The organism is Pseudidiomarina woesei (genome assembly GCF_001418345.1).
In the GTDB taxonomy this organism is placed as follows: Bacteria; Pseudomonadota; Gammaproteobacteria; order Enterobacterales; family Alteromonadaceae; genus Pseudidiomarina; species Pseudidiomarina woesei.
This window is the reverse complement of sequence record NZ_LIPW01000004.1, coordinates 88,217-113,633: the sequence shown is the minus strand read 5'-3', so window position 1 is coordinate 113,633 and position 25,417 is coordinate 88,217. Positions and strand designations below refer to the sequence as shown.

At 48.5% G+C, this 25,417-nt stretch carries 26 protein-coding genes; 14 read left to right on the top strand and 12 right to left on the bottom strand.

Annotated elements, in window-relative coordinates; all coding sequences use genetic code 11:
• Positions 1 to 26: 26 nt before the first annotated feature.
• Entirely contained in the window at positions 27 to 1,343 is a 1,317-nt protein-coding gene (locus ASC40_RS07820) for a S41 family peptidase (RefSeq protein WP_055439246.1), read from the top strand.
• Between the two features lie 54 nt (positions 1,344 to 1,397).
• Here the strand turns inward: ASC40_RS07820 and ASC40_RS07815 are convergent, their stop codons facing one another.
• Positions 1,398 to 3,224, bottom strand: a complete 1,827-nt coding sequence (locus ASC40_RS07815; RefSeq protein WP_055439245.1) for a DUF885 domain-containing protein — start codon at positions 3,222 to 3,224, stop codon at positions 1,398 to 1,400.
• Between the two features lie 270 nt (positions 3,225 to 3,494).
• Here ASC40_RS07815 and ASC40_RS07810 point away from each other — a divergent pair, with 270 nt between their 5' ends.
• Complete coding sequence (locus ASC40_RS07810) at positions 3,495 to 4,409, top strand: Dyp-type peroxidase (RefSeq protein WP_245622246.1); 915 nt, start codon at positions 3,495 to 3,497, stop codon at positions 4,407 to 4,409.
• A 199-nt stretch (positions 4,410 to 4,608) separates the two neighbouring features.
• Here the strand turns inward: ASC40_RS07810 and argR are convergent, their stop codons facing one another.
• Positions 4,609 to 5,079, bottom strand: coding sequence for a transcriptional regulator ArgR (argR, locus tag ASC40_RS07805; RefSeq protein WP_055439243.1), 471 nt, complete (start codon positions 5,077 to 5,079; stop codon positions 4,609 to 4,611).
• A gap of 190 nt (positions 5,080 to 5,269) precedes the next feature.
• Here argR and mdh point away from each other — a divergent pair, with 190 nt between their 5' ends.
• The 11 genes from mdh to ASC40_RS07750 all read left to right on the top strand — a co-directional run bounded on the left by mdh (position 5,270) and on the right by ASC40_RS07750 (position 14,447).
• Positions 5,270 to 6,202 (top strand): malate dehydrogenase, encoded by a 933-nt coding sequence (gene mdh, locus ASC40_RS07800; protein ID WP_055439242.1) that lies wholly within the window; start codon positions 5,270 to 5,272, stop codon positions 6,200 to 6,202.
• Positions 6,202 to 6,783: a rhombosortase gene (gene rrtA, locus ASC40_RS07795; protein WP_055439241.1), complete on the top strand. Its 582-nt coding sequence runs from the start codon at positions 6,202 to 6,204 to the stop codon at positions 6,781 to 6,783. Before mdh ends, rrtA begins: the two co-directional genes overlap by 1 nt.
• Before the next feature lie 21 nt (positions 6,784 to 6,804).
• Positions 6,805 to 7,776 carry an octaprenyl diphosphate synthase gene (ispB, locus tag ASC40_RS07790; RefSeq protein ID WP_055439240.1) on the top strand — a complete coding sequence of 324 codons (972 nt, stop codon included), beginning with the start codon at positions 6,805 to 6,807 and terminating at the stop codon, positions 7,774 to 7,776.
• Between the two features lie 194 nt (positions 7,777 to 7,970).
• A complete protein-coding gene (rplU, locus tag ASC40_RS07785; protein WP_055439239.1) occupies positions 7,971 to 8,282 on the top strand; it encodes a 50S ribosomal protein L21 in 312 nt (103 codons plus the stop codon).
• Between the two features lie 18 nt (positions 8,283 to 8,300).
• Positions 8,301 to 8,558: a 50S ribosomal protein L27 gene (rpmA, locus tag ASC40_RS07780; protein ID WP_055439238.1), complete on the top strand. Its 258-nt coding sequence runs from the start codon at positions 8,301 to 8,303 to the stop codon at positions 8,556 to 8,558.
• 127 nt (positions 8,559 to 8,685) lie between these two features.
• Positions 8,686 to 9,852 (top strand): Obg family GTPase CgtA, encoded by a 1,167-nt coding sequence (gene cgtA / locus ASC40_RS07775; RefSeq protein ID WP_055439237.1) that lies wholly within the window; start codon positions 8,686 to 8,688, stop codon positions 9,850 to 9,852.
• A gap of 110 nt (positions 9,853 to 9,962) precedes the next feature.
• A complete protein-coding gene (gene folA / locus ASC40_RS07770; protein ID WP_055439236.1) occupies positions 9,963 to 10,460 on the top strand; it encodes a type 3 dihydrofolate reductase in 498 nt (165 codons plus the stop codon).
• 131 nt (positions 10,461 to 10,591) lie between these two features.
• Complete coding sequence (locus ASC40_RS07765; protein WP_055439235.1) at positions 10,592 to 11,008, top strand: DUF3718 domain-containing protein; 417 nt, start codon at positions 10,592 to 10,594, stop codon at positions 11,006 to 11,008.
• Positions 11,009 to 11,095: 87 nt separating this feature from the next.
• Positions 11,096 to 12,559, top strand: coding sequence for an alpha/beta hydrolase (locus tag ASC40_RS07760; protein WP_055439234.1), 1,464 nt, complete (start codon positions 11,096 to 11,098; stop codon positions 12,557 to 12,559).
• Positions 12,560 to 12,567: 8 nt separating this feature from the next.
• The gene (locus ASC40_RS07755) at positions 12,568 to 13,302 is read left to right on the top strand and encodes an ABC transporter ATP-binding protein (protein ID WP_055439233.1); all 735 of its coding nucleotides are present in this window, start codon (positions 12,568 to 12,570) and stop codon (positions 13,300 to 13,302) included.
• Complete coding sequence (locus ASC40_RS07750) at positions 13,299 to 14,447, top strand: ABC transporter permease (protein WP_055439232.1); 1,149 nt, start codon at positions 13,299 to 13,301, stop codon at positions 14,445 to 14,447. Before ASC40_RS07755 ends, ASC40_RS07750 begins: the two co-directional genes overlap by 4 nt.
• Here the strand turns inward: ASC40_RS07750 and ASC40_RS11870 are convergent.
• The 6 genes from ASC40_RS11870 to folE2 all read right to left on the bottom strand — a co-directional run bounded on the left by ASC40_RS11870 (position 14,376) and on the right by folE2 (position 20,227).
• Entirely contained in the window at positions 14,376 to 14,711 is a 336-nt protein-coding gene (locus tag ASC40_RS11870; protein WP_141656129.1) for a hypothetical protein, read from the bottom strand. The genes ASC40_RS07750 and ASC40_RS11870 overlap by 72 nt on opposite strands.
• Positions 14,672 to 16,006, bottom strand: coding sequence for an NAD(P)/FAD-dependent oxidoreductase (locus tag ASC40_RS07745; protein ID WP_055439231.1), 1,335 nt, complete (start codon positions 16,004 to 16,006; stop codon positions 14,672 to 14,674). The genes ASC40_RS11870 and ASC40_RS07745 overlap by 40 nt, the downstream gene beginning before the upstream one ends.
• A gap of 10 nt (positions 16,007 to 16,016) precedes the next feature.
• Positions 16,017 to 16,583, bottom strand: coding sequence for a GNAT family N-acetyltransferase (locus tag ASC40_RS07740; RefSeq protein WP_055439230.1), 567 nt, complete (start codon positions 16,581 to 16,583; stop codon positions 16,017 to 16,019).
• A 110-nt stretch (positions 16,584 to 16,693) separates the two neighbouring features.
• Complete coding sequence (ahcY, locus tag ASC40_RS07735; RefSeq protein ID WP_055439229.1) at positions 16,694 to 18,058, bottom strand: adenosylhomocysteinase; 1,365 nt, start codon at positions 18,056 to 18,058, stop codon at positions 16,694 to 16,696.
• A gap of 108 nt (positions 18,059 to 18,166) precedes the next feature.
• A complete protein-coding gene (locus ASC40_RS07730; protein WP_055439228.1) occupies positions 18,167 to 19,180 on the bottom strand; it encodes an adenosine kinase in 1,014 nt (337 codons plus the stop codon).
• A 108-nt stretch (positions 19,181 to 19,288) separates the two neighbouring features.
• Positions 19,289 to 20,227 carry a GTP cyclohydrolase FolE2 gene (gene folE2 / locus ASC40_RS07725; RefSeq protein WP_055439227.1) on the bottom strand — a complete coding sequence of 313 codons (939 nt, stop codon included), beginning with the start codon at positions 20,225 to 20,227 and terminating at the stop codon, positions 19,289 to 19,291.
• Positions 20,228 to 20,386: 159 nt separating this feature from the next.
• Between folE2 and ASC40_RS07720 the strand changes: the two genes are divergently transcribed.
• The gene (locus ASC40_RS07720; protein ID WP_055439226.1) at positions 20,387 to 20,725 is read left to right on the top strand and encodes an Hpt domain-containing protein; all 339 of its coding nucleotides are present in this window, start codon (positions 20,387 to 20,389) and stop codon (positions 20,723 to 20,725) included.
• Here the strand turns inward: ASC40_RS07720 and arcA are convergent.
• The 4 genes from arcA to ASC40_RS07700 all read right to left on the bottom strand — a co-directional run bounded on the left by arcA (position 20,705) and on the right by ASC40_RS07700 (position 25,319).
• Positions 20,705 to 21,460 carry a two-component system response regulator ArcA gene (gene arcA, locus ASC40_RS07715; protein WP_055439225.1) on the bottom strand — a complete coding sequence of 252 codons (756 nt, stop codon included), beginning with the start codon at positions 21,458 to 21,460 and terminating at the stop codon, positions 20,705 to 20,707. The genes ASC40_RS07720 and arcA overlap by 21 nt on opposite strands.
• A gap of 105 nt (positions 21,461 to 21,565) precedes the next feature.
• On the bottom strand, positions 21,566 to 23,218 hold the full coding sequence (locus tag ASC40_RS07710) for a HAMP domain-containing sensor histidine kinase (RefSeq protein WP_055439224.1): 1,653 nt from the start codon (positions 23,216 to 23,218) through the stop codon (positions 21,566 to 21,568).
• A gap of 38 nt (positions 23,219 to 23,256) precedes the next feature.
• Positions 23,257 to 24,300, bottom strand: a complete 1,044-nt coding sequence (locus ASC40_RS07705) for a methyltransferase (RefSeq protein ID WP_055439223.1) — start codon at positions 24,298 to 24,300, stop codon at positions 23,257 to 23,259.
• Entirely contained in the window at positions 24,297 to 25,319 is a 1,023-nt protein-coding gene (locus tag ASC40_RS07700) for a succinylglutamate desuccinylase/aspartoacylase family protein (RefSeq protein WP_055439222.1), read from the bottom strand. Before ASC40_RS07700 ends, ASC40_RS07705 begins: the two co-directional genes overlap by 4 nt.
• Positions 25,320 to 25,417 lie beyond the last annotated feature (98 nt).

Genomic DNA, 25,417 nt, shown 5'->3' with positions numbered 1-25,417 from the left:
GTCTGTGCTAATTTAGAGTGGTGAGTGTGAACGCCAGAATAATAGCGATTGTTTTAAGTTGCTTATTGGTTGGGGCCGGTTGTAGCGGGCACCGTTATGGTGGGGCGCAGTTAACCCTGCAAGACGGCGTCTATTGGTCGTCGCGTTACCAGAGTTACTTAGTTGTCGATGACAATATTGTTAGCCGCTACCAATTTACCCCAACCAACTGCTGGTTGGCGCCAGCCGGGCTAATGCCAAGCGTATTTAGTCCGGCGGCGAACGCAGGGCAGCATGAATGGATGGGGGCGGGTTTTCAAACGCTTGTGTTTAAGCGCCTATCGGATGGCCTGCCCGTAACCTTTACCCGAGAGCCACTTTTGCCAAAGTTATGTGAACGTAGTGTCGAATCAAGCGCGGTAGTGGCGGTTGATACCTTGGTAGACACCCTGCACCAGTTTCATCACGGCATTTCTCATTCAGCGCTACTAAAATGGCGTTATCAGGCCACTGTGCTCGATAGCCAAAATCAGTCTGACCTAGCCAGCAGCTTGGGGTTGTTTGAGCTGTTGTCAGAACTACTCGCAGACAGCAACGACGAACATGCGTATTTATTGTCGCGTGAGCTTGAGCGCTATTATCGTGTGACCAATTTTGCGGTGGGCGAGGCGCAACGCGAGCTATCGCGGCGCGATTTACTGCGCCAATTAACGGCGAGTGACTTGTATTCTGGCTGTGAGCAGGCGTTGTGGTGGGGGCTGTTAAGCACTGGTGACTATTACCTTGGTGTGTTGCGCTTGCACCGTTTTACACCCGAAGCCAGTTATAGTGAAAACGGTCAACGTTGTTTGCAGCGAGCGTTGCATTCAATTGCTGAAGACTTGCAGCGTGTAGCGCAGGTAAAGGGCGCAGCACCAAAGTTGATAATTGACTTGCGCTACAACGAAGGCGGCAGTTTGTTGTTCGCAAGTCAGTTGGCGCAGAGTTTAGTCCCAAAAGATGAGCCATTGGCAATAATTTCGGGGCATAAGGTGAACGAACAACGGCGGCCAGACTTAAGCCGACTACATCAACGCGGTAAGGTTCTGGTCACTGAAGTAACAGCCAGTGCTGCAGAACATTTGGCTCATGGGTTACGGCTGCGAGGCTTTGTGCTGCAAGGGCAACATACTCGAGGGGCATTTGCCCCTACCACAGTACGCACGCTGCCAAATGGCTGGATTGTGGGTATGTCTATGTATCCGCCACATGAAGTGCTGGACGGGCTTGGTAATCCTTTGCCAGAAACCAAAGGCTTAACGCCGGACGATACTTTGCCCGTTGAGGTGTTATTTCCGCGTGGGAATAAAAAAGCCCGGCAATAGCCTGTTCGCCGGTCATGGCAGCGCTGCGTTCAGATGATCGCAGCGCTGCGCGTTTTACTCTGACGCAGGGCGTTGGGCGACGCTCTCATCTATCCACTGGCGAATTTCGCGCTCGAGAATATCCAGTGGAATACTACCGTTTTTGAGCACCTGATAATGAAATTCGCGAATGTCAAAATCAGCGCCTAAGGCTTCTTCGGCTTCGGTGCGCAACTGACGAATTAACATTTCACCTAGTTTGTACGACAGCGCTTGGCCAGGCCATGTAATGTAACGATCAATTTCAGTTTTCACATTGTGCAGGCTTAGCGCGGTGTTAGACGCCATAAAGTCCATCGCTTGTTCACGGCTCCAGCCCATGGCATGCATGCCGGTATCAACGACTAAGCGGGCGGCACGCCACATTTCGTAGCTTAACCGCCCAAAATCGCTGTATGGGTCTTGGTAAAAGCCCATTTCTTTGCCAAGCCACTCAGCATAAAGCCCCCAACCCTCACCAAATGCGGAAATATAGGTGTAGCGACGGTAATCTGGCATGTTTTCAAGCTCACGCGCCAAGGCGCCCTGTAAATGGTGCCCAGGTACGGCTTCGTGTAAGGTCAAGGCTTCCATTTGGTACAGCGGACGACGGTCTAATGCATAAGTGTTTACCCAATAGAAACCTGCGCGGTCACTACTATTACTGCCAGAATAGCGGCCGGTTGTGTATTTTGGTGCAATTTCTGCTGGTACTGGCGCAATGCCATAGGGTTGGCGCGGCAACAACTTAAAGAATTTTGGTAGCTGGCCATCGGCTTGTTTTGAAATATAAGCAGCTTCTTTTAGCAGCTCTTCGGCCGTTTTCGGATAAAACTGAGGATCGGTACGCAAGAAGTTGGTGAATTCCTCGAAACTACCTTTGAATCCTGTCTTTTCAATCACCACAGCCATTTCGTTGCGAATACGCTTTACTTCGGCCAAGCCTTTTTGATGAATCTCTTCTGGCGTTAAATCTAGCGTGGTGTAGTGCTTAATTCGGTTCTGATAAAACTCACGACCATTTGGCAGCTCGCTTGCGCCAACGCTTTCACGGCTGTTTGGCAGATAGTTCATGACCATAAAGTCAAAGTAGTTTTGGTAGGCCGGTACCACCTCTTGATCAATGATCTGTAACGCTTGTTGACGTATGTCTTCCCATTGCTCAGTAGTCACAAAAACAGGCTTTGCGACTTTAAACGGCCCAAAGAACAAACTTTCTTGTGGGTTTTGTGCAATAAATGCAGTAATACTCTCTTCAAACCCAACCATCGACGCTTTGGGTTGTGTATAACCTTCGGCTAGGGCTTTTTCTAGCCAAGCCGTTTGTTGTGCCATGTAACGCGGAATAGAACGCAGGCGCTTTAAGTAGTTATCAACGTCTTGTTGTGAACGGAAACTGGCGTTGCGGGCCATAAAGCCAAGACTAGAATGAAAACCACCTTCTGCGTTTAGCGGCATGTAGTGGTCTTTATATTGGTAACCATCCACTTGGTTTTTTAACCCGTAAGTTAGCATTCTGTGGTTAATTTGGTTTTGGGTTGATAACGCTGCAACATTCACCGCCATAAGTTCGTTCAACCATGCTTGCTGGCGCTCGTACTTTTCAGCAAGTGCTTGCGCAGACATGTCTGGCAACTCGGCCGAACCCCAAGAGCTGTGTTCTTGCATGGCTTGGTAAATTCGCTTGGCTAATTCGGTATAGCTAGCGTCTGCGGATTGAGTTGCACTCAAGTTTTGCTCAGCGGCAGCGGTTGCTTCTGAACTTGGTGCGGTATTTGCGCAGCCAGCCAATAGCAACGTTAAAGACGCCGCAATGAAGGTAGATTTAAAAACAGGTAAGCGTGATATGGTTGTCTTTGCCATGGTGACTCCGCGCATTGGTTAAAACGTTTAGTTGAGCTTGTACTATAGCTATACAAGTCGTTATTTTGTGGCATGATTTTGCAAGGTTTTTACAACACTTGATTATGTTAAACTCATGCTAAACTCTAACGACACAAAAAGGCGTGTCAATATATAAGCACCAAGCGCTTTACCGACTCAAGTACAATGCGACCGATGTGTCTTATTTGACGAGGAAGTGACACAAAGGTTGTCTTGGGCAGCAGAAATTTACAAGGACCTTACGGAAATATGATGACGCAGGCACAAACGGGAATTTATGCGGAACCTAATTTGCATGGCGTCACGTTATTACTTAACGTGATGACCGATGACGTTGACCATGTTCGACGTAAACTTTCGCGTATTCCGCAGTTGCTCGATGACCTTGATCAACGCTTTTCCGAATCTATGCTCAATGGTTTTATTGCGGTAGGCAGCGACTACTGGGATATTCTCTACCCTGAAAAGCGTCCGCTGCAACTATCCGGTTTTCCTGAACTCGACAATGGCGATCGCCAGGCCCCACGCGAGCCAGCTGACTTATTATTGAGCATTCGCTCTGACCGCTTTGACGTTAACTTTCAGGCGGCACGAACCCTCATGGAGTGGCTGGGACATGACGTCGAGTTAATCGATCAAATCAACACGTTTCGCTATATGGATGGGCGAGATTTAATGGGTTTTATTGATTCTCCAGATAATCCACGCGGTATGCGGCGCCGCGAAGTCACATTAGTGCAAGATGACCCCGCGTTTGTTGACGGTAGCTACGTGTTTATACAGAAGTTTCGTTATGACTTGCGCCGTTGGGAACAGTTAAGTAGCGACATTCAAGAACACGTCATGGGGCGCAAAAAAGTAACCGGCGAACGTATTCCTGAGTCGGTGCTTAACATGGTAACCCATGCACAAAAATCACAGCTTATTGATGCTAAAGAACAACCGTTTGAGTTGCTACGACAGAATATGCCGTGGGGGAACTTGCGTGATCAGGGTTTGTTGGCTTTGTATTGCACGGGTAAGCCACAGCATGTCGTGCAATGGCTGAAGAACCGCTATATCGCGGATGACCAGGGGGATTACGACCCTTTATTGGATTACATTGAAGCAGTCAGTAACGCCGCCTATTTCGCCCCTTCCATTGAGTTCTTGAAAGGGGCGTAGCCCGGCGTTTTACGCCGGGACGTGGCGCAGCCACGGTTATTGCTTCGATTAGCCGCAGCCATTGCTTCGATTAGCCGCAGCCATTGCTTCGATTAGCCGCAGCCATTGCTTCGATTAGCCGCAGCCATTGCTTCGATTAACTGCAGCCATTGCATTGGACATTCACGGTGCTGCGCACCACCCGGCGTGCAACGCCGGGCTACCGGCTTTGTTCTTCGAACAAAGCCTTAACATTGCGCAACGTGAAATCAATATCGGAAACCTTCAATGGCGCGATAAAAATGGTGTCATCGCCGGCAATAGTGCCTAACACACCTTCTTGCTTACCTACCGAATCAAGCAAGCGAGCAATTAATTGCGCGGCGCCAGGAGTGGTTCGAATAATCACCATGACATCATTGTGCTGTATATCTAAAACAAGCTGCGTTAATGGCGCGCGTGTGCTTGGAATACCCAATTCTGCGGGCAAACAGTACACCATCTCTTGCCGTGTATTGCGGGTTCGCACCGCACCATACTTGCTCAACAAGCGCGACACTTTTGATTGACTAATATTGGTAAACCCCTGATTTTTCAAGGCGTCAACAATTTCACCTTGCGAACCATAGCGCTCTTCTCGCAGTAGCGTTTTAAAGGCTTCAATCATCGCTTCAGGCTTATGTTCTGGCATGTTTTCGCACCTAAATTTATGCTGTCATGGTAAAAAAAAGAATAGGCCATCATAGCGCTTCGGCGCCGTTAAGCAACTGTTTAAAGTGCGTTGCAAGCCGTTTATATGCCGCCATTTGGTTGTAATTTCGGCGTAAAAGGAGTAGAGTTTTCGCCCTGAAATTTCCCCAAATAACTGGATGGAGTCTGAGATGAAAGTTGCAGTTTTAGGTGCAGCTGGCGGTATCGGCCAAGCACTATCATTACTTTTGAAAACCCAATTACCGGTTGGTTCTGAACTTGCGTTATACGACGTAGCGCCTGTTGTTCCTGGCGTTGCAGTTGACCTCAGCCACATCCCAACGGCTGTAAACGTCAAAGGCTACGGCAAAGACGACCTAGCTTCTGCGTTAGTGGGCAGCGACATCGTGTTAATTCCAGCTGGCGTACCACGTAAGCCGGGTATGGACCGTTCTGACTTGTTCAACATTAATGCTGGCATTGTTGCCAACTTGGTTGAAGCCATTGCAGACAACTGCCCGAACGCCTGTGTTGGTATTATCACCAACCCAGTGAACACCACCGTTGCTATCGCCAAGAAAGTGCTCGAGAAAAAAGGCGTATACAACAAGAACAAATTGTTCGGTGTAACCACGCTTGACGTAATACGTGCAGAAACTTTCGTTGCTGAAGTACATGGCAAAAACCCTGCTGAAGTAACCGTGCCAGTTATTGGTGGCCACAGCGGTACAACTATTTTGCCATTGTTGTCACAAACTGGTTTGAGCTTCACTAACGAGCAAATTGAAGCCTTAACTAAGCGTATTCAAAACGCCGGTACCGAAGTTGTTGAAGCGAAAGCAGGCGGCGGCTCTGCAACCTTGTCTATGGGTCAAGCAGCAGCACGTTTCTGCTTGTCATTAGTAAAAGCATTGCAAGGCGACAACAGTGTTGTTGAATGCACTTACGTTGAAACTGACGGTAAAGATGCATTGTTCTTCGCTCACCCAGTGCGTTTGGGCGCCAACGGCGTTGAAGAAATTCTGCCATACGGCGAATTAAGCGCATACGAAGAAAAAGCCAAAGCAGACATGCTTGACGGCTTGAAAAACGACATTCAAATTGGCCTTGACTTCGTTAAGTAATGACTAAAAAGCAGAGCGTACTCGCCCCATTGGTGTTAAGCGCTCTGCTTTTGTCGTTTTATTACCTGCTTATGCCATGGCATGAGCTGTTGCTGTTAGACTACCGAGCCGTTGCACAGGGCTCTTGGTGGCAACCGCTCAGCAGTCAATTTATGCACCACGACCAACCACACCTTTGGTACAACATTGCTGGGTTGTGGATGGGGTGGATGTTGTTCCCCGATCAGTTTCGCCATAACCAAGACTGGTGGCCAGTGCTGCCCATTGTGGTAGCAGTTAGCGCCGGACAGTATTTTTTGGCGCCCCCTAACGTTATTTATGCTGGTTTCTCGGGCACCCTATATGGCTTATTTGCCTGGGCCGCGCTCAAAGACAGCTTGCTGTTGCCGCAGTCTCCAAAGCACTGGATAAGCGTTATTGTACTGGCCGGAATTCTACTCAAAACCCTCCTTGATTTTGTGCTGCCCGGGTTTGCCGATGGCATTGCCATTTATGCGCACCTGAGTGGCGTGATATGCGGCATGTTTCTGGTATTTTTAGGCTGTGCGCACGGTAAATTTCATGTACAATCTGGGGCTTAATTTACCTGTTAAACTGAAGCTATGAAGTTATCAGAAATCAATGCTTTGATGGCCGCCGACATGAACGGTGTGAACCAGCTTATTGGCGCAGAATTACGCTCAGACGTTGCGCTGATTAACCAGCTTGGCTTATATATTGTGAATAGCGGCGGCAAACGCTTGCGTCCGCTATTGGCGGTAACCGCCGCTCGCGCTGTCGGTTACGAAGGCGCAGGGCACTTAACACTCGCAACCATCATCGAGTTTATTCATACCGCCACTTTGCTGCACGACGACGTCGTTGACGCTTCAGAATTACGGCGCGGCAAAGAAACGGCAAACGCGGTATTTGGCAATGAAGCCAGCGTGTTGGTTGGTGACTTTTTGTATACCCGCGCGTTTCAGCTCATGGTCACACTTGACTCAATGAAAGTGATGAAAATTCTAGCTGACGCCACCAATATTATTTCTGAAGGCGAAGTGTTGCAGTTAATGAACTGCAATGATCCGGACACCACCGAAGCCAGCTATTTTGAGGTTATTTATGGCAAAACCGGTAAATTATTCGAAGCTGCCACGCAGCTAGGCGCCGTTTTAGCTGGCCAGCCACAAGCGGTTGAAGACGCGTTAGCCGCATATGGCCGCCATCTTGGCACCGCCTTCCAATTGGTTGACGACTTACTGGACTACACCGCAGACAGCGACGTTATGGGTAAGCAAGCGGGCGACGACTTGGCTGAAGGCAAACCGACCCTGCCACTGCTGTACGCTATGTGGAACGGCAATGAAGCGGAGCAAACAATGATCCGCGGTGCCATAGAAAATGGCAATGGCCGTGACCAGTTGCAGCCAATTTTAGCCGCCATGCAACGCACCGGCGCATTGGACTACACGCGTGATCGCGCCTTAGCCGAAGCGAAACTAGCGCAGCAGCAGCTTGAGCAGTTGCCGGCTTCAGCGCATCGCGATGCGTTGCATGCTCTCGCCGACATCGCCGTCGACCGCATCGCTTAGAAGAGCAAAAGCGATATTAGCTATTAGCTATTAGATATCGGATATAAGAACTGATGTATCGGGTATTTATTGTTTGTCTAATATCTAATATCTAATAGCTAATATCGTAGTTGCATTTCGCCCGGTAGGGGCATATAATTCGCGCCCTGAATTTAATTCAAATAAGACCCCCTCGGGGAAAATCGGAGAAAGACATGTACGCAGTATTCCAAAGTGGCGGTAAGCAACACCGTGTAACTGAAGGCCAAATCGTCCGCCTGGAAAAGCTGGAAGCGGCCACTGGTGATGTGGTTGAGTTCGATCAAGTGTTAATGCTATCGAACGGTGACGACGTGAAAATCGGCGCACCTTTTGTTTCTGGTGGATCTATCAAGGCGGAAGTTATCAATCACGGTCGTGCAGACAAAGTGAACATTATCAAGTTCCGTCGTCGCAAGCACCACATGAAACGCCAAGGTCATCGTCAGTGGTTCACCGAAGTGAAAATCACTGGTATTAACGGTTAATTGAAGGAGTAACGACACATGGCACATAAAAAAGCCGCAGGTTCAACTCGTAACGGTCGTGACTCAGAAAGTAAACGTCTGGGTGTAAAGCGCTTCGGTGGTGAGTCAGTTTTAGCTGGTAGCATCATCGTTCGTCAACGTGGTACTAAATTCCACGCTGGTGATAACGTCGGTATCGGCCGTGACCACACTTTGTTCGCATTAGCGGACGGCAAAGTTTCTTTTGCGGAGAAAGGTCCTAAAAACCGCAAATACGTTAGCATCGTTACCGAATAATGGTAGCCCGGCGTTATACGCCGGGACGTAGCGAAGCTACGGTTATTCTCTAATACAGCTAACAATGAAGTATTGAAACCCCGTCCGAAGTGGCGGGGTTTTTTCATGTAAGCAGGTAGGTAATATCATGAAGTTTGTAGATGAAGTCGAAATTCGCGTAGAAGCAGGCGACGGCGGCAACGGCGTAGTCAGTTTTCGACGTGAAAAATATATCCCCAAAGGCGGTCCCGACGGCGGTGACGGTGGCGATGGCGGCGACGTTTATCTAGAAGCCGATGAAAACCTCAACACGCTGATTGATTATCGCTTTGAGCGTTTTCACCGTGCCCAGCGCGGCGAAAACGGCCATGGCAAAAACTGTACTGGTAAACGCGGCTCAGACTTAGTACTGAAAGTGCCCGTAGGTACCCGTGCAACAGATCAAGAAACTGGCGAAGTATTAGGTGACTTAACCCGTCACGGTTTGCGTCGCATGGTTGCCAAAGGCGGCTTCCACGGCTTAGGTAACGCGCGCTTCAAAAGCTCAACCAATCGTGCACCGCGCCAGAAAACTATGGGTACCCCAGGCGAAATTCGTAACTTGAAACTAGAGCTCATGCTGTTAGCCGATGTTGGCTTGCTTGGCATGCCTAATGCCGGCAAATCGACATTTATTCGTTCAGTATCCGCGGCAAAACCTAAAGTTGCAGACTATCCATTTACCACCTTGGTGCCAAACTTAGGTGTTGTACGCCCAGTGCCACATGCCACTTTCGTTATTGCTGATATTCCAGGCCTTATTGAAGGCGCAGCGGAAGGTGCTGGCTTAGGTATTCGTTTCTTGAAGCACCTTGAGCGTTGCCGTTTATTATTGCATCTTGTTGATTTAGCGCCGTATGATGAAACTGATCCGGCCGAGCAAGCGGTTAAAATTGTTCATGAGCTAAAAAAGTATAGCCCAGAGCTTGCCGCGAAACCGCGTTGGTTGGTGGTCAACAAAGTTGACTTGTTAAGCGAAGAAGAAATTGCTGAAGGTATTGAGCGCGTGAAAGCTGCGCTTGATTGGGACGGCCCGGTTTATCAAATCTCTGGCTTGTCGCACATTAATACCGACGCGCTTTGCAAAGACATTATTGAGTACTTAGAAAAGCTGCCAAAACAAACGCCGGAAGAAATGGAAGCTGAAGCGAAAGCAAGCGTTGAGTTCAAGTGGGATGATTACCACAAAGAGCAACTTGAGCAGTTTGAAGACGATGATGACGACTTTGACGACGACGATGACGACTACGACGTCGAAGTAATCTACCAAAAGTAGCTCGGCGTTTTACGCCGAGTGATGCGCAGCATCGTGAATCGATAAAAGTGAGACATGAACCGTGACGTTGTCACGACCCGGCGTAAAACGCCGGGCTACGGGGGGGGGTAATGAAGATTGCATTGGTGGCAGCAATGGCTGCAAATCGAGTGATCGGTAAAGATGGCGATATGCCATGGCATCTGCCGGCAGAACTGCAACACTTCAAAAAAATAACCCTTGGTAAACCTGTCGTCATGGGTCGTGCAACCTATGAGTCCATCGGCCGTCCGTTACCTGGGCGCACCAATATTGTGCTTAGCCGCCAGTATAAGCAACCTTTTACCGATGACAAAGGCGTGATTTGGGTGAGCTCACCCGCGCAAGCCATTGACGCAGCCGGCGACATTGAACAGTTAATGGTTATTGGTGGTGGGCGCATTTACGCTGAATTTTTACCACTTGCCGACTTACTTTATCTTACTCAAATAAAACTAGAAACCGCTGGCGATACTTACTTTCCTGACTACCAAGCTCACGCAAACTGGCAATTGCTCGAGTCAGAAACACACCTAGCAAACGCTCAAAATCCGCATGAATTTGTAACAGAAATTTATCGCCGTGTGTAAGTTTTAAGACAGCCCTTACCAACTGTAAAAAAAAAGTTAGGTAACCTGGTTTCTTAACAATTTATTCCGTTGCACCCTTCAAAAGCCCTAGCTAACATGAGCTCGTAATCATTAATAGTGAAGAAATCAATATGTTGTTCTGGGGTAGCAAGTCAACAAGTGCACTTGCCATTGTATTTATCAGTTTTGTTTTAATGAGCTATACAGCGCCTAGCCACGCACAGTACCGTGCCAATGGCGATGATTTGGCGTTGCTGTTTTGTAGCTATGTGCAAGCAAATGACTCTACCGGCTTTCGCAATGCCTTGCGCGATTTGCGTTTACGCTTACGTGATATTTACCCCCGAGTTCGTTGTAATGGTTCTTCCATGATCCAATTTTCCGCTAGCAGTAATGCTTACGATATCGGCCGCTTTATTGCTCACAGCGTTCTTATTGATGACTTGTATAGCTCAGGCGACATTGCTTGGGTTAAAAATCAGGAACCAACGCATCCCATTGCAGAAGTTGTTCGGGCGCGCAGTCAAGCAGCTCGCAGCGATCGCTAACCATCACAATCTTTTACAGTTTCTTGCTTTCTATTCCTCACGGGCAAAGATACACTAGGTTATCTTGTTACAACTGGATAACAATTCATGACAAATAAAAGCTTCATAACTGCGGCGCTATTTACCTTGGTTACGTTTAACGCAAGCGCACAAACCAATGAACCGGAGGCACAGCCAAGTTTGCCCTTAGAAGCGTGTTACTTGAGCAATATAAGCGAACAAGTATTATGCGGCCAGCTGAGCGTTCCGGAAAATTATGAGCAGCCACAAGGTCGGAAAATTTCTATTAATTACGCTGTGTTGCCGGCGGTTAATGAAAACAAAAAACCAGACCCGTTATTAATTTTAGCGGGTGGGCCAGGCCAAGCAGCCACTGAACTAGCAGCCATGATTAACCGAATGTTCAGTGACGTGCGTAAGCAACGAGACATTTTGCTGATTGATCAACGTGGTACCGGCAAATCTAATCCGTTAAGTTGTGAAGTAAGTCATGTGGATGAACTTGTTAAAGCCGACGAAGACATTGCGCTTGATCGTATGGCCGGCGAATGTTTAGCGCGCTATAGCGAAGAAGACTTAACGCAATACCATACGGTTAACGCCATTAAAGACTTTGAAGCAGTACGTGAACATTTAGGTTATGCCCAAGTAAATCTTTACGGCGGTTCGTACGGCAGCCGCGCTGGCTTAGTTTATATGCGAGAAGCACCGCAGGCGGTGCGCTCTGCAACATTAGACGCAGTAGCGCCGCCAGAGGTAGTGGTGGGCCCCTTTGGTGCGCACGGTGCACAATCATTTGATTTACTGGTGGAGCGCTGTGCCGCCTCGCCAAAGTGCAATGAAACTTTCCCCAATTTAAAACAAACCTATTTGCAGACATTAAGCAAGCTTGAAGACAAGCCCGTACCGTTAAAGGTTAATGACCCATTAACGAATGAACTAACCGATATTTTAATTACCGCCGGGCGGTTTACTTCGGTAATGCGCGTGGGGTTGTACCATCCAACCACGCGACAAATGCTGCCCTATGTCATTCAACAAACCAACGTCGAAAACTATACGCCCTTGGTAGGGCTGCTTGGTAGTATCATGAGCCAATCTGAAATGTATATGGGCTTAACGCTGTCTGTTTTGTGCAGTGAAGACTTACCACGTGCGACAGACGCGCTATTGCAAGCCGATGCAGACAACGACTTTATTGGCAGTCGTACCGCTGATGCATTTATTGACATGTGTTCGGTGTGGCCCAAAGCACCTAGGCCCGAAGCCTGGTTCGAACCTGTGTATAGCGATATACCGACATTATTATTGTCGGGGCGCTATGATCCGGTTACCCCGCCAACTTGGGGTGCGTTAGCGGCACAAACTTTAAGTAACAGCCGTCATCTAATTGCACCGCAAGGTTCGCACACTATTGCCGGACATACCTGCGCCAATAAATTGGCTGGCGAGTTTATAGAAACACTGAACTTAGAAGCGCTCGACGATAGTTGCTTGCAGCAGCAAAAACCGGCGCCGTTCGTACTAAATGCAAACGGTAAAGGGCTGTAGGAGGCGCAATGATTGAAGTCAAAGATTTACGTAAACAATTCGGCAAGGTTACCGCATTAGACGGTTTGTCGTTTTCTGCGCCAGAAGGGCAAATTACCGGCTTGCTAGGGCCCAATGGCGCAGGTAAAACCACCTGTTTGCGCACCATTTATGGCTTATTAAAACCAGATAGTGGGCAGGCTTTTATAGACGGCATAGACGCAGGTCAGCAACCGCTTGAAGCGCGCAGAAATATTGGTATATTCCCCGACAAATTTGGCCTTTATGAGCGCTTAACCGCGCGCGAACAGGTGGCATATTTCGCGGCCCTGCATGGTTTGGCGGGCGAAGCCGGTGACCAAGCAACAGAAGCCGCGCTGCAGCGCCTTGATATGCTCGAGATTGCTGACCGTCGAGCGACGGGGTTTTCGCAGGGACAACGTATGAAAGTCGCCTTAGCACAAGCTATTGTTCATAGCCCCAAACACCTTATTTTAGATGAGCCGAGCCGCGGCCTCGATGTGATGAGTACTCGTATTTTACGTGACTTATTGCGTGAACTTAGAGCGCAAGGTACCAGTATTTTGTTCTCAAGCCATGTTATGCAAGAAGTAGCAGCGCTCTGCGACCAAGTAGTCGTGGTTGCCAAAGGTAAAGTGGCAGCGCAGGGAACCACACAAGAACTGTGTGAGCTCACCGGTGAAACAGCATTAGAAGAAGCATTTGTGAAGATTATTGGTACCGACGAGGGTATTGCAGCATGACGAATCCGGTGAAAATTGTTTGGCGCAAAGAATTACGAGACGCCATTCGTGATAAGCGTTCGGTTATGGCGGCAATGTCGTACGCATTTTTTGGTCCGCTGCTTATGGCCGTCGCGTTTTACGTGATGATCAGCCAGTTGACCGACCCAAGCGATGTTGAAATTGACATTCAAGGCGCAGAGCATGCGCCGGCACTTATTGAACATTTAAATAGCAACGGTATTGTTAAACGCGAAAAAGCATGGGCGGCAGGTCAACAGCCTATTACGCTAGAAATTGACGCAAGCTGGGCTGATGACTTAGCCATGGCTATGCCCGCGAAAGTAACCTTAACAGCCGATTTTAGTGCCACTAAACAACGCGGCGATATCAATCGTATTGAACGTGCAATTGAGGCATATGGTAGCCAGATTGCCTATATACGCCTGCAAATGCGCGGTCTAGATCCGCGAGTGGTGAAGCCTATTGACTTAGTTAAGCATGATACCGCCACCAAGGGTTCGCGCGCCGCTATTTTAATGGGTAGCGTGCTGATTTTTATCCTACTTTCTGTGTTCTTTTCTGGTATGAACGTGGCTATTGATATTAGCGCTGGCGAACGCGAACGTAATTCGCTCGAGTTGTTGCTCTCACAGCCGCTGAACGCACATCAGTTGGTGCTTGGCAAAGCCTTAGCTGCAAGCTGCTTTGCTATTTTTGGCGGGGTGTTAAGTGTGGTGTTAATACCGATTATTTTCCGCTTTTTACCGCTGCATAATATTGGTATTAGCTTGTCGCTTGATTGGACCATGATGGTGTTAATTGTGCTCATGCTAGTACCGCTTGCGTTATTCGCCACGTCGCTGCAACTGTTTGTTAGCTTTCGCGCGAAGAGCTTTAAAGAAGCGCAAACTTATATCTCGTTCTTATTAATGCTGCCTATGTTGGCGGTGTTTGGTGTGGAATTCGCCCGCTTGAAAAACCCAGTGCTGTATTACTTGCCGCTTACCGGCCAACACCAAGCCCTGTTAGATATTATTAAAGGCGAAAGCTTGCATTGGCTGCCAATGGGTATTAGCGCACTTGCCACCTTGTTAGTCAGCTGGCTGCTGATCCGTTTCATCGGCCGCATGCTCGCCAGCGAAAAAGTGGTGTTTGGCCTGTAGCCCGGCGTTCAACGCCGGGTGGTGCGCAGCACCGTTATCGCCCGCTGCTACGGAGAAGTCCGTCAACGCCGGGTGGTGCGCAGCACCGTTATTGCCCGCTGCTACGGAGGAGTCCGTCAACGCCGGGTGGTGCGCAGCACCGTTATTGCCCGCTGCTACGGAGGAGTCCGTCAACGCCGGGTGGTGCGCAGCACCGTTATTGCCCGCTGCTACGGAGGAGTCCGTCAACGCCGGGCTACGTAGCTCACTACGTAGTACAGCCACTGGCCTAGGCGGCGCAGCTGAGGTAGCGGAAATTTGGGTAACGGCGACTGATAAAAAGGCAGGGTGGGCATGGTCTCACCCATTGCCAATTGCGCAACACGCTGCCCCGCAAGCTGGCTGAAGGTGACTCCAGCACCGCAATATCCCATGGTGGTAAAAATACCCGCTGCAGGGCTGTAAATGCGTGGGTAGTCATCCAGAGCAACCGATACCCAGCCACTCCAACTATACTCGGGCGCCTGTTGGCTTAAGCGGTTTAACGCCGGAAACGTTGCTGCCATAGCCTGTAGTAAATGCCTTACGTAGCGCGGATGCTCGGCGTCACGGCCACGAATAGCGCCGCGCCCCCCAAATAACAAACGGCCGTCAGGCAACAACCGAAAGTAATATTTTAACGCGCGTGTATCCATCACTAATTCATGGGGTTTAAGCCGAATAGCAGCGCGTTCGTCAAGGCTCAAAGTACGCGTGACAATAACACTTGATAACACCGGTAACGAGCGGCCGTGAATACTGGGGTGTAAATGGTTTGGCGTATACCCGTTGGTCGCCACGATAACCTTGGGCGCACGAATAGTGCCTTTATTGGTGTGCAGCACATGCATGCCGCTTGGCTCCGTTTGCCAGCCGTTAACCGCCGCATTCTCTACCAAGCTAGCGCCCGCTGCAACGGCCTGCCGAGCCACGCTTGCCAGCAATAATAGCGGGTTCAGTCCAAAACTTTGCGGAAAGTGAATGGCTGCATGAGCCTGCGGCGAATTAACCCGAATTCGAATTTGCTCACGGTTAAGCCACATTGTATTGGGCTCGTACTCACATAACGCCTGGTATTGACTGTGCAAATCAGCAATAGCTCGCTCATGGTGGGCAATTTTCACATAACCGCCCCGTTGGGCCTGCAACTGCTGTGGGCAGGCCGCCAAATGGCGTTCTAAGCGCGCAAAAGCAAGTTGGTATTCAGCTTGAATGCCTTGTGCAACAGCTTCTCCACAACGCTTCTTCCATGCCGAATAACCAAGCCGCCCGGTACCTGGCATGGCAAAGCCTGCATTACGAGTCGAGCAGCCCCAGCCCAGCTGATTGGCTTCAACTAAAACCACGCGTTGTTGATAATTTTCCGCCAGTTCTAAAGCGGCGTTCAGGCCAGAATAGCCGCCCCCAATCACCACAACATCTGCGGTATCAGGCAATTGTTCTGTGGTAGTGGGAAACTCGACTTGGGTATGCTGATGCCAATAGCTAGCAGCATGAGGCTGTTGTGAGGGTATGCTGTTGCTTTCAAGCGGATCGTACATACCCTAAAGGCTACCTGTTAAATGGCAAAATCATTTCGCCGGCAGTGCAATAACAAACACCATCACACACTGGGCAATGGTAGCCCTCGTTGACAGATAAGTCGTACCAACGCTTGTTATGCTCTTGAATAAGCTCACCACCGCAGCGGGTGAAATATTCAAACGCCGCATTTTTGGGGCTTTGCATCCAAATATGAGCAAGCCCAGCGGTACAACCCAGTTTTTTTGCTTCTTTAATAGAGCGCTGCAATAACCCACGGCCAATGCCGCCGCCACGCACGTTCGGGTCTACTGCCACACACTTGAAATAGCAAATTTGTTCAGCTGGCACAGGCCATTGCGAGGGGCTACAGTGGCCATCAATGTCCCAATTACCCGGAGCAAAGGTTAACCGAATTCCTGCGAGTTTACCGTCGGCATAGGCTAGCCAATTTAAATTGATGTCGCCCACCACGCCACGTTGATGATAATCGGCAAGTGACTCGGGCGTTAAATAGTTCTCGCCGTGTACGCGATTACCAAGCTCGATCACTTCGTCATATTCAGCTGTCGTCAGTTGTTTGTACGTAATCTTCATAAAGGGCAACTTCGATATTAGATATTAGATATTAGATATTAGAAAAAGCAAAGCGACACCAGATCTAATATCTAATATCGCTTTTCGGCAGCTAATATCGCTTTTGCAGTTTAGTAGCGATAGTCGTCGGACTTGAATGGGCCTTCAACAGCAACATGAATATAATCCGCTTGCTGCTGAGTAAGCTTCGTCATCACCCCACCAAAGCCCTGCACCATATAGCGTGCAACTTCTTCATCAAGCTGCTTCGGCAATACTTCAACGCGTAGTTTCGCAGCTTTGTCGGCAGCCGGCAAGTCAGCGAACTTCTCGTCAAACAAGTGCATTTGCGCCAGAACTTGGTTTGCAAATGAACCGTCCATAACACGGCTTGGGTGGCCTGTTGCGTTACCTAAGTTCACCAAGCGGCCTTCTGATAACAACAACAAGTAATCGTTGTCATCATCGCTGCGATGAATTTTATGAACTTGTGGCTTCACTTCGTCCCAACGCCAGTTATCACGCATAAATTTGGTGTCAATTTCGTTGTCGAAGTGACCAATGTTACATACCACCGCAGTTGATTTTAACGCAGCTAGCATGTGGCGATCGCACACGTTCACGTTACCCGTTGTGGTGACAATTAAGTCAATGTTCTGCAACAAATCGCGGTTGATGCCTTCGGCCGAGTTGGTATTTACGCCGTTAACAAACGGTGACACCACTTCATAGCCGTCCATGCATGCTTGCATGGCGCAAATTGGGTCAATTTCAGTTACTTTAACAATCATGCCTTCTTGGCGTAAGCTTGCCGCAGAGCCTTTACCCACGTCGCCGTAACCAATTACTAAGGCTTTTTTACCAGCCAATAAATGGTCTGTAGCGCGTTTAATCGCGTCATTCAGTGAGTGACGGCAACCATACTTGTTGTCGTTTTTCGACTTGGTAACCGAGTCGTTCACGTTAATTGCTGGCACGCGCAAGGTACCGTGTTTCAGCATTTCTAACAAACGGTGCACACCAGTGGTAGTTTCTTCGGTGATACCGTGAATTTTGTCCAACATTTGTGGGTATTTGTCATGAATGAGCAGGGTCAAATCGCCGCCGTCATCCAAAATCATGTTGGCATCCCACAGCTCGCCGTCTTGGTGGCAAGTTTGCTCTAAACACCACTCGTATTCTTCTTCAGTTTCGCCTTTCCAAGCAAATACGGGAATACCAGCTGCAGCCATAGCCGCCGCCGCATGGTCTTGAGTAGAGAAAATATTGCACGACGACCAGCGTACTTCAGCGCCAAGCTCAACTAGCGTTTCAATAAGTACAGCAGTTTGAATGGTCATGTGAATACAACCAATAATACGTGCACCGGCAAGTGGCTTGCTGTCAGCATATTTGCGGCGAATAGTCATCAAAGCCGGCATTTCTGACTCGGCAATTGAGATTTCTTTGCGGCCCCAAGCGGCCAAGTTGATATCTGCGACTTTATAATCTTGCATGTTAAAACCTCACTGCGATATCAGCTATTCGATATTGGATATTAGAGCCCAAGTATCGGGTATTTGCTGTTGCTAATATCTAATATCCAACAGCTAATATCGTTGTTGTTAATTAAATTCTGGGGTGTGCTGCAGGCGTATAAGCAACTGCTGCTGACGATCTAAACTCAAACGCGGGCCAAAATTCGACACCACCTCTGCTGCAGCGTTGCTAGCAAGCAAACCGCAGGCCGCCAACGAATAGCTACGCGTTAAACCAAACATCATGGCGCCGGCAAACATATCGCCAGCACCGTTGGTATCAACGGCTTTCACTGGTACGCCAGGCACCGTGACTAAACGCTCGCCATCGCCAAGTAAAGCACCGTTTTTACCTAAAGTAATGGCCACCAAATCGGCATGCTTTTGTAACAGCTGCATGGCTTCTTGTACGTCATCGCTGCCGGTTAAGATCCGTGCTTCTTCTTCGTTACAGAACATAACGTCTACGCCGCCATCAAGAATTTCATCAATGCCGTCGCGGAAATATTTGACCATGGCAGGGTCAGAGCAGGTCATGGCAATTTTGGTACCGTTAGCGCGCGCAACCTCCTTGGCGCGGGCAATGGCTTGGCGCGCAATAGGTGAGGTGACCAAGTAACCTTCAATGTATAAGTATTGGGCGCGGGCAATGGCTTCTTCATCAAGCTCATCGGTTGACAAGTCGGCGGTAATACCTAAGTAGGTGCGCATGGTGCGCTCGGCATCTGGGGTTACCATGACTAAGCAGCGACCGGTTTTTCCTTCGTGTTTTTTGCTACCGGTATTGGTGGTAATGCCAATACTTTCTAGGTCTTCACAATAAAATTCTCCGGCTTGATCGTCAGCAACCTTGCAACAATAAAAAGCCTTGCCACCAAACTGTGCGAAGCCAACTAAAGAGTTAGCTGCGGAGCCACCGCCCGATTGCTTTTTCAGTTCACCACGTTGGGCAAGCAGCTGAATTAAGCGCTCTTGGTCGGCGTCTTCAATGAGCGTCATCATGCCTTTTTCAATTTGGTGTTGCTGCAAAAATTCGTCAGTGACTTCAAATTCCTGGTCGACGAGTGCGTTGCCGATGCCAACGATATCAATAGGTTCCATGCCTGTCTCGATTAAGGTTCTGGTTAGCTAGTTAAAACTAGGTTTTTAAAACAAAAAAAATCCGGCCGCAAAGTATACCGCAGCCGGATTCGATGGTCGATAAAATGCTTAAGCTTTATAGCCGCCAGGCACACCTTTGGTGGTAATACTCACCGCGTCATGCGCGTGTAACGACTCATAATGGTTTACCCGCACCCAGAAATCAGAGAAGTGTGATTGCTGATTTAGAGCGTGCTGTAAACGTCGAGCGGCGTCTTCGCAGAACATTAAGTTTTGCCCGTTTAAGCGCGCGAACTCTTGTTCATCTTCACGCTTAACGGCGGCCTGCACTGGTGTTTTCAAGGCATCTTCAATGGCATCTATTAAGGCAATAATTGGCAGTTCGCTAATGTCGTTGCCCATAATCACTTTCACTTGCGCCACTGAGCGCTGGCTGTGAGGCGTTGCTACAATACCTTGGGTAGTGCCTAGCCAGCGGTGTACTAACTCTGCATCTACCTCTGCGTCGGTACCAAATTGGTCAGCAAATGCATCTTGAATTAACTGGCGAGCTAAAGCTGCTGAGCACGGACAGGTACTTGAGTACGGCACTTCTACGCCAAGCTCTAAGGTTAAATGACCGTTGTCATAACGGCCAGTCACTGTCACTGGGTAGGCCTTCCAGCCTTGCTTTTTGCTGATTAAAGATTTGCGACGTAAATGATAGTCAAAACTAAACTTCACATAGGCTTGATCTGCTAGCCCATCGTGACTATCTATAAAGTCATGCAATAATTTGCCTAACGATTGGTGGCTAAGCACATCATTGTTTGATAAATCTTCCAACAGCAGGTATAAGCGAGACATGTGAATGCCTTTCGCTTTCGGGTCTGTGAGGTTCACAAACGCATCGACATGTGCACCCACAGGGCGCTCCGGCTCTTGGGCAGCTAAGACAACCAGTGGCATTTCAATGTTGCTCATGCCCACCCAATCGAGTTTACCCTCGGTTTGCGCGCGGGTTTGATTGGCGATATCTGGCATCAAAGTTGGTGTAGCTGTTGGCATGCGTGTACGGCTCCAAACGTTTAAAAATACTTAGTCCCGTAAAAGGGGGCGATAGTATACAAGATTTAAGCTCAATACGGTAGTTTGCCAGATTGGGTTCAGAACCAAAGGAAAAGTTTTCGATTAAGGGTATCGAAAAAGATGGATAAGGAAACCACCATGTTAGATGAAAAGTTACTTGAGCAGTATTATGAGTTGTTAGGCAAAGAAGGTGTACATGAAATGTACGAAACCTTCAGTGACAACATTGGCGGTTATTTAAAGCGTTTAAACGAGCTGGTGCAAGAGCGCGATGAAACAGAAACCAGACGTCAAGCTCATAAGCTTAAAGGAGCTTGTCGATCGGTTGGGCTACGCCAATTAGCAAGTCAAATGGAACGCTTAGAACGAGAAGAATGGCACTGGCAAGACGCTGATGAGCTGATGGCGCAGTGGTCACTAGAATTACCACTGCACCAACACGAGTTACGCCACTGGCTACATGCTCGGGGTATTTAGAGACGGTTGCTCTAGGTGCTTAATCGACACATCACCAATAAAGCGGTAACCCTCACCATGAATGGTGGTGATTAAGTTTGGCGAGGTTTGGTCAGCCTCAAAATGACGACGAATACGGCGAATGGCTACATCAACGGTGCGGTCATTCGGACGTAACTCACGGTCAAGCATTTTCTTCACCAAAGTTTCGCGGTCGAGAATTTTACCAGGGTTGGTTAAAAATAATTCCATGGCGCGATATTCGCTTTTTGGCAAGCGGAACATTTTGCCATCTGGTGAGAATAAGCAGCGGCTGTCGCTTTCTAAACGCCAACCATTGAAGTCATATATCACACTGTCATGGCCCACGTTTCTTTGTTGGCTTTTCAGTGCTTCAATGCGACGGTATAAGTTGCGTACGCGAATAATCAATTCTTTCGGATTGTACGGCTTGATTAAATAGTCATCTGCACCTAATTCAAGGGCTAGCAAACGATCTTCTTCCGCGTCACGGCCGGTAAGAAACACCAAGCCAATGTTATCGTTTTCACGTAATTTTTCTGCCAGCTCAATACCGCTTTTACCCGGTAAGTTCACATCCATAATGACTAAATCGATTTGCTGACGAGCCATAATGCGTTGCATTTGCATGCCGTCTGCAGCATCAAACACGTCATAGCCTTCTTGCTGAAACAATCGCGTGAGTGTATTCCGTGTTACGACTTCGTCTTCGACGATTAATAATCTGGCGCTCATAAGTAGTTCCGAGAATCTGTTAACATGTGTTGAAATTTGGTAATCAAACTTAGTGTAGCATGTGATTTTATATATAGCTCGATAATCGTGCAAGAATTCTTTAATTTAAGCCTTCAAATGTTTGGCATGACGCACAGGGAACGTAATTGTGTATCGGGTGCCTTCGCCAGACGCGCTTTGCAGCTCAATGTGGCCATGTAAAACTTGGGCCACTAAGTTATAAACTAAATGCAAACCAAGGCCAGCAGCGCCATGACTACGCTTGCTCGTGACAAAGGGGTCAAATACACTTTTTAATAGCTCTTCAGGAATGCCATCACCATTGTCGGTGTAAGTCATTTGTAATTCAAGTGTATCGTCAGTCGCTGCGCTACTCGAAAGCAGTTCGAAATCGAAATGAATGTGGGGCTTGCTGGTGTTGGTAAACGCATGTTGTAAGGCGTTTTGCACCAGTTGGCTAATTACTTGATTCAGAGGGCCCGGCAGTGTGGTAATAATCAAATCATCGGCAACATTAGCGCTTAATTCAACGTCAGCGAGCTCGGCGTGACGATTGCGTAAACTTTGCGACACGTCGTCCCAGAATTTCGCTAAGTGAATGGCACGGTCTTCGTCACTAAACTGGTCCATTGAAAGCTTACTAAAATTACTAATTAAATCAGCGGTGCGCGAAATATTACGGCTAATTAATGCCAAGTTTTGATCAAATGATGTCATATGCCGCTGAAACTCTTGGGCGGTCAGCTTTTTCTCAGCAAACTTTTGCTTCAAGGTGCGTAGCGTGTCTTGCAAAATTGAGGTTGAGGTAACCGCAAGCCCCACAGGCGTGTTGACTTCGTGGGCAACTCCAGAAACCAGCTTAGCCAACGACGACATTTTTTCCGCTTGCACCAGCTCACTTTGATAGCGATGAGCGGTTTCAAGCGCTTGATGCAATTCTTGGTTTGACTCGTACAGTTTTTGCGTACGCTGTCTAACTTGTGCTTCAAGCTCGGTATTGAGTTCGCTAGCAGCCTTTTCAGCTTGTTCTTGGCGTTCTATGTGCTGTTGTATACGGCTCAACAATGAATTAAAAGCGTTCGCCAAGCGGTCAAGTTCTTGCAAGTCGAACTCAGGCAGGGCGCGGTTATATTCTTTGTCGCGGGCAATATCTTGAATACTCTCAACCATGCCATCAAGCGGCTGGGTAATAGCGCGGCGCAGCCATAACGACAACAACCAACTAAATATTAAACCAGCGGTGCTAATAATACCGCTTATGGCAAGTACATATAGTTTTGCCTCGTCATACTGCTGGCGCGAGGTGCGCACATACGCATAACCTTGCAACACGTTTTGCACGTAAATAGGCACTGATGACTCAACATAGGTGTCGGTAATGCGCGCATTCGAAAGATTCGCCACTCGCTCAAAGCGCACCGGAATAGGCGATTCGCGGTCAGCATAATAACTTGCGAAAAACTTCAAACTATTGGTGGCAGTGTCAAAACGGTATAGATGCACATGCAGAACCTGCGGCGTATGACGCAAACTCTGTAACCAGCGCTCAGCAACGTCGGGCTGGTTATACACCATAAACGAGGTGGAGTTTTCAGCAATTACTTGGCTAACTTCACTGGTTTGGCGTAACAGCCTTGATTGTGTATCAGCAATAAAACTAAAACTCAGCACCGCGCAGGCTAAAGTCACCAGTACCGTGGTGATTAAAATCACCATACTAGTTAAGCTACGTTTAATAGAACTGAGTTTTATCTGCATTCTTGCTACTTAAACCTTGCTAGTTAAACTCTGCTTCGTTAACGGGAGCCACGACGGGCCAAATATACTGCAAACTTATTATCTTGGGCCACGCGCTCGCAATGCGCAAAAGCTTGTTCAATAAGCTCTGGCCAAGGTAAAAAGCGGTTGGCAACTAACCATAACTCGCCGCCAGGCGACATATGCTGACGGACTTGTCGTAAAAACTGCTTACCAATTTCATAGTCGGTGGCAAGGCCGGTGTGAAACGGTGGGTGACTGACCACGTAATTAAACTGGGGCAAATTACTGGTCAGCCCGTCACTGGCAATGCATTCGCCCGTTAAACCATTTTGCCGCAGCGTCTCCGCAGTTGCCGCTAACGCCAATGCGCTCACATCAAGATAAGTAACCCGCAGGTGCTTAGCCTGACGTTGCAGCCATGCACCCAATACGCCATGCCCACAGGCAAAGTCCAACACGTGGCCCTGTTGCCAGCTCGGTAAATGTTCAAGCAACATTGCGCTACCAGCATCAATACCAGGAAACGCAAATACGCCAGGTAAACTGGCCAGCTTCAATGGGGTAGGTTGGCCTGGCTGAGCTAAGCTTTCATATTCAAAGCGCTGTTGCACATCAAAGCTCGATAATGTCTCAATAACCTCACTACGCAGTAACAAACTATGGTTACCCACGGCTACTTTTTGCGCTGGCGCTAAACTGGCAGGAAATTGTTTATTGATGCTTTTAATACCACCGCGATTTTCACCCACCAGCCAAATAGGCGTGCCGGCCGGTAATACCGAGCGCAACGCGTCGAGCAAATACCAAGTAAGCTGCTTTTCTTTCGGTAGCCATACTAGTGCGGCTTGCGGTGCTTGGGCGGAATCATACATCGGTGCGTCTGCACCAAAGTGGTGCATCACCTGTGGCGCATATGCTCGCCATTGTTTGGCGTACCCAGCATGAAAATGCCAGCACTGCACTACATTCAGGGCATCAGCTACTTCAGCATCAGGCGCATTGACCAATAATAATGGCGTATTATCAAAGCGCTGCTGATGGCGCAGCACTAATTGAGACGGTGTACTTAAATGTTTCATATTGGTTTTTGATCGTAAGCTTCGACAAAGACATCCACGTTTTCGCTTGCGTGTTCAATTCGCTCGCCATCAAATTGTGCCACGTTAAACAAAGCTTCGCCTTCATTAGCGACCGGAATATTACTGATGCCGATCACAATACCATGATATGGGCTCTTAATGGCATGCAGTTCATCACCATGCGGGTTCACTGTTTGAGCAATCACTTGGCCCTTATTAATGGTTTGCCCCAGCTCAACCTTAGGTACGACCAAGCCGTCATATTCATTACGAATCCAAGCGCTACGATGAGCAACCACCGGCTGCACTTTTTTGCGACGTTGGCGGCCTTTAAGCATTTTTAAGCGCTTCATGACGTTTTGTACACCAATAACACCGGCCTTAATTGCCGCATAGTCAAACCGTAAGGCTTCACCCGCCTCATATAAAATAAGCGGAATGCCAAGCTCGGAAGCTAACGAGCGCAACGAGCCGTCACGTTCTTTGCTGTGCAAAATAACCGGTGTGCCGAAAGCTTCAGCCATGGCCAGCGCGTCTTTGTTGTCGGTGTCAACGCGAATTTGTGGCAAGTTGCTGCGATGAATAGCACCGGTATGTAAGTCAATAATATGTGTTGCGTTTTGCACCAAGCTTTCATTGAACAAGTACGCCAAGCGGCTACCCAAAGCACCGCGCTCAGAACCAGGAAAGCAACGATTTAAATCGCGCCGGTCAGGCAAATACCGTGACTGCTGAATAAAGCCAAACACATTCACCACCGGCACAATAATCACCGTACCGGATAACTGCAGTGGATCTAACTCGCCCATTAAACGGCGGCATACCTCAATGCCGTTTAGTTCATCGCCATGTATAGCGGCACACACCAGCAGGGTTGGGCCGGCCTTCACGCCATGAAAAACCTCGGCATGCAAATCCATTGGCGTGTCGTTATACAGCCGCGCCGCCGGAATTTTAACGCTATGCCGCGAGCCCGGTGCAATACGCTGATTCGCCAGTTGAAACGATTTATGCTTCATAAAAACCTTAATGCGATATTAGCTGTTAGATATTAGATATTAGATATTAGATATTAGTGCTGCTGCAGCGGGTATCTAGGTTTGATCTAATATCCAAT